4 protein-coding genes are annotated in these 6,202 nt (G+C 71.1%); all 4 read left to right on the top strand.

What is annotated here, in order from left to right:
* Positions 1-231 (top strand): YciI family protein (locus IG98_RS45910; protein ID WP_037972498.1); only part of this gene is annotated, 231 nt, incomplete at its 5' end.
* 262 nt (positions 232-493) lie between these two features.
* Positions 494-1,840: a PAS domain-containing protein gene (locus IG98_RS0139370; RefSeq protein WP_245651907.1), complete on the top strand. Its 1,347-nt coding sequence runs from the start codon at positions 494-496 to the stop codon at positions 1,838-1,840.
* Between the two features lie 67 nt (positions 1,841-1,907).
* The gene (locus tag IG98_RS0139365; RefSeq protein ID WP_030924699.1) at positions 1,908-4,979 is read left to right on the top strand and encodes an AfsR/SARP family transcriptional regulator; all 3,072 of its coding nucleotides are present in this window, start codon (positions 1,908-1,910) and stop codon (positions 4,977-4,979) included.
* A 52-nt stretch (positions 4,980-5,031) separates the two neighbouring features.
* Positions 5,032-6,195, top strand: a complete 1,164-nt coding sequence (locus IG98_RS0139360) for an FAD-dependent monooxygenase (protein WP_030924697.1) — start codon at positions 5,032-5,034, stop codon at positions 6,193-6,195.
* The last annotated feature ends 7 nt before the right edge of the window (positions 6,196-6,202 follow it).

The raw sequence follows: 6,202 nt of genomic DNA, 5'->3' as shown, positions 1-6,202 counted from the left end.
CAGGGCGCGCGGGTCACGATCACCGCCGGCAGGCTGAGCGTCACCGACGGCCCGTTCGCCGAGGCGAAGGAACTGATCAGCTACGCGCTCTACCAGGTCAGCTCGAAGGAGGAGGCCGTCGAGTGGACCTCCCGTTTCCTGGAGATCCACCGGGATCACTGGGCGGGCTGGGAGGGTGAGGCCGACGTGCTGCGCGTCTTCGGCCCCGAGGACTTCGCCGCTCCCGCCTGATCCCACCGCCGTGCACGAACCCCCGGCCAGGAACCCCTGGCCGGGGGTTCGTGCGTGCCTGGCACCTTCGCGTCCGGACGTAGCCACGGGCCGGACGCGTGCACCGGGAGTCGTCAGCGGGGTCGCCGGCGTCGGCGGCAGCCGAGGTCAGGCGTCCTCCGGAAAGGAGCGCGCGGCCGTGACCTTCGCTCGGGGCCACGGGATCCGGCTGATACCGTCTCCCAGATCGGAAAGGCGGGCAATGGGTTTTGGTGAGTTGATCGTGCCCAGCGGACTGGAACAGGTCATCGGTCCGGAGGAGCTCTTCTTCTCCACGACGGACCGGCGCGGGCTGATCCGCAGCGGGAACTCGGTCTTTGTCCGGACCTCCCGGTTCTCCCTGGACGAGCTCACCGGGGCATCGCACAGCATCGTGCGCCACCCCGACATGCCGGCCGGGATCTTCCAACTGCTGTGGGACCGCATGCTCGCCGGGCGCCCGGCGGGAGCCTATGTGCGGAACCTGGCCAAGGACGGCAGTCACTACTGGGTTTTCGCCACCATGACACCCTCGGCAGAGGGTTTCCTGTCGGTTCGGATGGCACCGCGGGCCGGACTGTTCGAGGAGGTCAAGCGCATATACAAGTATGTCGCCGACGCCGAACTCGAAGCGGCCGAGCACGACCGGATGAACCGGCGTGACGTGGCGCTGGTCGGCAGGGAGCAGATCGAGCGGCTGCTGGGAGAGCTCGGATTCGGCTCGCACGACGACTTCCTCACCGAGGCGCTGACCGCCGAGGTGGCGGCGCGCGGCCGGTTGGCTTCCGCGGCCTATGCCCGGCCCCGGGCGCGGGGACCGATCGCGGAGGTGCTGGCCGGGGTCGGAGCGCTGGAAACGCTGCTGACCGACCTGGTGGAGCGGCTGGAGAGCTACCGGGTGTTCAGTGACCGGCTCATACGGTCGTCCACCCAGGTGCTCGACGTCGCCCGCCGGCTTGACGAGGTGGTCGCCAGAGCCCAGGTCGCCTCCGAGACGGTCGCCGACACCGTACCGGTGCTGAGCAACGTCGCCAGGGTGATGGCCACGCCGACGCGCACCGCGATGGTCACCCTGGAGCGGCTGGTGCCCAGACTCGCCGCGCTGCGCTCGTACGTCACGGACCTGCGCTTCCGGATCGTGCTGGCGAGCCTGCACAACAACATGGTCGCCGCGTTCGCCGCCGAGGTCGCGGACGGTATCGCACCGCTCACCTCGCTGAGCGAGGTGCCCCAGCTCTGCGATGCCGTGCAGGAGAGCGTGCTGGAGATGTCGGCCAGGGCACAGCAGGTGAACCGGACACTGTGCGAGATCGTCGCCGAGATCACCGAGGCGGGCGCGCGGCTCACGGAGTTTCGCTGGTTCCTCGGGAAGTGGCGGATGCTCGTCCTGCGTCACCGGGTCGAGGGCGCACTCGCCGATCTGGTGCGGCCGATCGACGACGAGTTCGCCGCGATCTGGGACGGCCTGGACATGCTGCAGGAGCTGGGCAGGGAGTTCGAGGCCTCGGCCGTGCCGTTCAATGTCCAGGAGCTGGAGGCGCAGCTGGCCCGGATCAGGGCCGCGGCCACCGAGTACCGCGACGCGTGCTGAGCCGGGTCCGGCCGTGAGGTTCGCGCTGATCCTCGTGAAGTAGGGCGTATGGGCCACAATTGGTCTCGTGCAGTTCGGGATCCTGGGGTCGTTGGAGGTGCGGACGGAGGAGGGGGAACCCGTCTCCGTCGGCGGCCCCCGCTCGCGCGCGCTGCTGGCGCTGCTCCTGCTCGACGCGGGCCGGCCGGTCAGTGTGGACCGGTTGATAGACGGTCAGTACGGTGACGATCCGCCGGCCGGTGCGGCCAACGCGATCCAGGCCCAGGTGTCCCGGCTCCGCCGCGGCCTGCCTCCCGGCCTGATCACGTTTCACCAGGCCGGATACCGGCTCGCGGTCGACCCCGATGACGTCGATGCGCACCGGTTCGAGCGGCTCGCACGCGAGGGGCACAGGTTACTGATCGCAGGCCGGCATGAGCATGCCACGAGGGTGCTCAGTGAAGGGCTGGCGCTGTGGCGAGGGCCCGCGCCGGTCGGCATGCCGCAGGCGGCCCGGTTGGAAGAGCTACGGCTGGCGGCGCGGGAGGACCTGGTCGAGGCCGAGCTCGCGCTCCCGGAGGGCACCTCGATAGCCGAGTTGCGGCAGTTGGCGGCCGAGAACCCGTTGCGCGAGCGGCTGTGGGGCCAGCTCATGCGGGCGCTGCACGCCTCCGGGCAGCCGGCCGCGGCGCTGGCCGTCTTCGACGAGGCTAGGCGATTGCTGGCGGACGAGCTCGGCGCCGACCCGTCGCCGGAACTGGCGGCGCTTCACCTGGCGATCCTGCGCGGCGCGGAGCGGCCCGGGCAGCCGGTACGGCACCGGCTGCCCGGGCAGCTCACCGGCTTCGTGGGTCGCGAGGCCGAGCTGGACCGGATCGACTCGCTGCGGGACTCCCGCCTGGTCACCCTGACCGGTACGGGCGGCACCGGCAAGACGAGGCTGGCCATCGAGGCGGCCCGCCGCCGGACGCGGGACGTGTGCTTCGTCGATCTGTCCACGCTCGACGACGGAGATCAGATCCCCCTGACGGTACTCGGCGCGCTCGGTCTGCGCGAGGCGCGGCTGCGGCCACCGGTGCCGGGTCGGCTCGACGCCACGGACCGGCTCGTGGCGGCCCTGGCAGACGAGGAGCTCCTGCTCGTCCTGGACAACTGCGAGCACCTGATCGCGCCGGCCGCGGCGCTCGTCCGGCGGCTGCTCGACGCCTGCCCGGGGCTGGCCGTGCTGGCCACCAGCCGCGAGCCGCTCGGGATCACCGGTGAGATGCTCGTCCCGCTCTCGCCGCTGGCCGTACCGCCCCCCGGCACGGACCTGGACAACGCCCTCGGCTATCCCTCGATACGGCTGTTCATGGAGCGGGCCGCCGCGGTACGTCCCGGCTCCGTCATGAGAGGCTCCGTCATGAGAGCCGAGGTCGTCGAGATCTGCGTCATGCTGGACGGGCTGCCGCTGGCCATCGAGCTGGCGGCGGCGAGGCTGAGGTCGTTCACGGTCGAGGAGATCGTCGCGCGGCTGAAGGAGCACGGCCGGTTCGCGCTGCTGTCACGCGGTGATCGCACCGCGGCGGCACGGCACCGGACGCTGTACGCGGTGGTGGACTGGAGCTGGAGCCTGCTCAGCCCCGAGGAGCAGGCGCTGGCCGCGCGGTTCTCGGTGTTCTCCGGCAGTTCGTCCCTGGAGGCCGTCGAACGGGTCTGCGGATCCGGCGAGGTGCTGGCCGACCTGGTGGACAAGTCACTCATCGAGGTGGACGACGGCCGTTACCGGATGCTCGACACGATCCGCCTGTTCTGTGCGGAGCGGCTGGCCGAGGCGGGGGAGCGGGAGCGGGCGCGCGCCGAGCACGCCGCCTACTTCCTGGAGCTGGCACAGCGCGCCGACCCGTGGTTGCGCAGGGCCGAGCAGCTCGAATGGCTGGCCCTGCTCTCCGCCGAGCAGAGCAACCTGCGGGCCGCGCTGGGCCGTGCCGTACCGGATGACCCTGAGATGGCGCTGCGGCTGATCGCGGCCCTGGCGGCGTACCAGTGGCTGAGCGGGCGGCGGGAACAGGCGGTCTCGTCGGCGCTCCGGCTGCTCGAACGGTTCGGCACCGAGCCGCCCGAAGGGCTGGAGGAGGAGTACGTCCTGTGCGTGTTGCAGGCCGTACCGCATGTCCTGCCGGAGCAGTGGGCGAGGGCCGAGGAGGTCCTGCGGTCGCTGGACCGGGAGTTGCACCATCCCTTCACGTCCGTGCTGTGGGGCATGGTCGCGGGGCCGCCGGCTCCAGGATCCGTCCTGATGTGGGAGCCGCTGCTCGGCTCCGACCCGTGGAGCCGAGCCGTGACCATGCTCGGGACGTCCCTGATGCACCTGCTTGACGGCCACGTGGCCGATGCCGAGGGAGAGCTGGAGTCGACGCTGGCGAGCTTCCGTTCCGTGGGCGAGCGCTGGGGGATGGCACAGGGGCTCGAATGGCTGGGAATGATCGCCGGCTGGCGGGGGGACTGGGCACGGGCCAGGCGGCTCTGGGGGGAGGCCCTGGATCTGCACGAACAGCTCGGCGCTCTGGACGAGATGGTGGACGTGCTCTGCCGGAGGGCCGACGGGCTGCTGCGCGAGGGCGATGTTCCCGCGGCCCGCGCCGACCTGCGGCGTGCCACCGAGCTGGCGCGCGGGACGAGCGCGTCGCGCCGATCGTCGCCGATCGAGCTGGGCTGGGGGGAACTCGCCCGGCGGTGCCGCGATCACACACGGGCGCGCGAACACTACGCGGCGGCGCTGGACGTCGTCGGCTCAGGCGGCTATGTCACCGAGAGCATCGCGTCGCTCGTGTTCACCGCGCTGGGACGGCTGGCCGAGGCGGAAGGCGACCGCGCGGAGGCCGGGCGCCGTCACGGCGAGGCGCTCGCGCTGACACGCATGCCACCGGTGGTGACGATGGATCTCGCCCATGTCACCGAGGGGTACGCGGGGCTCGCCCTGCTCGAAGGCGCGGCGGAGCGGGCCGCGTTCCTGCTCGGTGTGGGGGTGGCGTTGCGCGGTGCGGTCGTCGCCGGCGACCCTGACGTCGCGCGGGTCGCCGTGGGCGCCACCGAGCTCATCGGTGCGGAGGCCTTCGCCGCGGCGTTCGCCAGGGGCGCCGCGCTGAACCGGGACGACGCGCTGACGGCCGTCTCCTGACCGTCAGCCGGCTGTCTGTGGCCTGTCAACGCTCCCGGCGAGGCTAGGAGGCATGAGGAACAGCAACGTCCTGATCTCCGGCGCCAGTATCGGCGGCCCCGCTCTCGCCTACTGGCTCAACCGCTACGGCCACACCGTGACCGTGGTCGAGAAGGCTCCGGCCCTGCGCCTCGGGGGCCAGGCGGTCGACTTCAAGGGCGAGACCCACCTGTCGGTGCTGGAGCGGATGGGCATCCTGGAAGACGTACGGCGGTTGCAGACCGGCGGGACCGACCAGGAGATCGTTGACGCGAACGGCCGCAGGCTGGCGGTGATGCCCGGCGAGTTCACCGGTGGCGAGCTGGAGATCCCGCGCGGGGAGTTGTCCCGGCTGCTGTACGACAGGACGCTCGCCGCCGGGTGCCGGTACGTCTTCGGCGACTCCATCACCTCGCTCACCGAGACCGAGGGCGGCGTCCACGTCACGTTCGAGCGCGGTGCTCCGCGGACCTTCGACCTGGTGGTGGGCGCGGACGGCATCCACTCCAACGTTCGCCGGCTGGCCTTCGGCCCCGAGTCCGACCATGTCCGCTTCCTGGGTCACTACTACGCCCTGGCCGACCTTCCACAGCGCTTCGGGAAGACCGCGAAAATGTACAACGAGCCCGGCAGGATGGTCGCCGTCGGAGGGCCCGGAGCCGATGCCTTCTTCGCCTTCGCCTCGCCGCGGCTCGACTACGACCGCTACGACGTGGCGGCGATGAAGCGGATCGTGATCGACGCCTATGCCGGGATGGGCTGGCAGACCAGCGAGGTCCTCGACGCGGTACGGCAGGCGGACGACTTCTACCTCGACTCGATCAGCCAGGTCCGGATGGAGCACTACGCCAGGGGCCGCGTCGTGCTGCTCGGTGACGCCGCCTACGGCAACACGCTGGGCGGTTTCGGCACCGGCCTGGCCATGGTCGGCGCGTACGTGCTGGCCGGAGAGCTCGCGGCGGCGGACGGGGACCACCGGGTCGCCTTCCGGCGCTACGAGGAGGGGTTCCGCGGTTATGCCAGGATCGCCAAGAACGGCAACGCCGGCCCCTTCCTCGCCCCCGGCACCCCGGGCCGGATCCGGATGCGCAACTGGACTTTTCGCTACGGATTCCTGCTGAAGCTGATGCTGTGGCTGACCGACAGGTTCGCGACCAACATAACCCTCAAGGACTACCCGTCGATGGTGCGCCGCTGACCCGGCG

Source organism: Streptosporangium amethystogenes, assembly GCF_000721075.1.
GTDB lineage: Bacteria > Actinomycetota > Actinomycetes > Streptosporangiales > Streptosporangiaceae > Streptosporangium > Streptosporangium amethystogenes.
This window is presented reverse-complemented; position numbering and strand designations above follow the sequence as displayed.